This window comes from Rickettsiales endosymbiont of Peranema trichophorum, from assembly GCF_004210275.1.
GTDB lineage: Bacteria > Pseudomonadota > Alphaproteobacteria > Rickettsiales > Midichloriaceae > RICK02.
Window position 1 is genome coordinate 1 of sequence record NZ_SCFA01000071.1, and the last position, 1,602, is coordinate 1,602.

A 1,602-nucleotide genomic window follows, 5' to 3' on the forward strand; every position below is an offset into this window, starting at 1 on the left:
ATACCTTTCTTCAGCAACTTCACTGCTATCTCCATCTTGCCTTTCTCTGTACCTATAGCAATCCCCTCAGCCTTTCCTTTTTCGGTGCCTATGGCGATACCTTCGACCTTGCCTTTCTCGGTCCCTATGGCGATTCCTTTCTCTGTACCTATCGCAATGCCTTCTTCTATACCCTCTGCCTTTCCCTTTTCTATTCCCTCCTGTCTTGCTTCGTCTATGGTGTATTCTTGTCCATCAAGCAATAACCTCGCCCTCACATATGCATCGTACGACTCCTCGCTCCAGTTAAACCTCTCTAGCTCCTTATATGCTTCTAATATGTGCTCGTCCTTCGTACACATAGGCGGCTCCTTCACTTCCTCTGACCTACTTAAAAAAAATAACCACTCGTCTTCTATGCCACTGAGCTCATCCTCTCCCTTCTTAAACTTCGGCAGTTCTATAAAGACATACGACAGGGCAAATAAGTGCCTTTCATTCGTCTTCTCTTCCCTCGTAGTGTGGTAACTGATGCACCCTATGTTACCTCCAAACAGCTTCTTGTTCTTCATGATGCTCACTACTATCACAGGCAACAGGTCCTTATGAAACATTCCCTTCTTTAATTGTGATACGTATGTGTGTGCTCCGTAAAACTGTGCCCTTTGTATGTAGTGCATCTCTTGCCTGTTCTCCATTTCTACTATGTAGATCTTTCCTGACTCGTCTTTGCACTTCAAATCAAACAAGCTTCTTTTCCCCTGTCCTATGTCCGGTATTTCTTCTCCAGACATAAATTCGAGTTCTGCTATTTTTTCTCCAGGTTCTAAACGTAGTATAGCATTTAAAAAATCCTTTAGTCTTTCCTTGTCGCCAAAGACTCTCTTAAATGCTACATCGTTTGTTGCGTCTAGGTATCTTGTCATCAGTATACTTTCTTGTGCTCATGCTTAGTACAACCCATTGTATACTATTCCGAATACTTCCTCCAGATGTTTTATGCTTCAATGCCTCCCTGGCCACAAAACTATCAGCTCTTAGGAGAGAACCATACCGAATGGAGACACACAGTTGCGCAATTTTACTGAAGAGAGACCAGCCATCAACATCTATAGATGTTAAGATTATTCATCGCAAAATAGCTGATATCACACTTTCAGGCAAACCAGTCACAGCACTGACCTCTGATATGCTCATACCTTTCTTCAGCAACTTCACTGCTATCTCCATCTTGCCTTTCTCTGTACCTATAGCAATCCCCTCAGCCTTTCCCTTTTCTATTCCCTCCTGTCTCGCTTCGTCTATGGTGTATTCCTGTCCGTCAAGCAATAACCTCGCCCTCACATATGCATCATATGATTCATCACTCCAGTTAAACCTCTCTAGCTCCTTATATGCTTCTAATATGTGCTCGTCCTTCGTACACATAGGCGGCTCCTTCACTTCCTCCGACCTACTTAAAAAAAATAGCCACTCATCCTCTATTCCATTCAACTCATCTCCTTCCTTCTGAAATTTCATCAACTCTACAAACACATACGACAGTGCAAATAAGTGCCTTTCATTCGTCTTCTCTTCCCTCGTAGTGTGGTAACTAATACAGCCTATGTTGTCTCCAAACAA

The 1,602-nt window shown here is 42.9% G+C and carries 2 protein-coding genes; both read right to left on the reverse strand.

Going from position 1 to position 1,602, the window contains the following annotated elements; translation table 11 throughout:
• Positions 1-905 (reverse strand): Rpn family recombination-promoting nuclease/putative transposase (locus EDM53_RS03625; RefSeq protein WP_130122318.1); only part of this gene is annotated, 905 nt, incomplete at its 3' end.
• A 202-nt stretch (positions 906-1,107) separates the two neighbouring features.
• The coding region (locus EDM53_RS03630; protein WP_165379620.1) for an Rpn family recombination-promoting nuclease/putative transposase at positions 1,108-1,602 on the reverse strand (495 nt) is incomplete at its 5' end.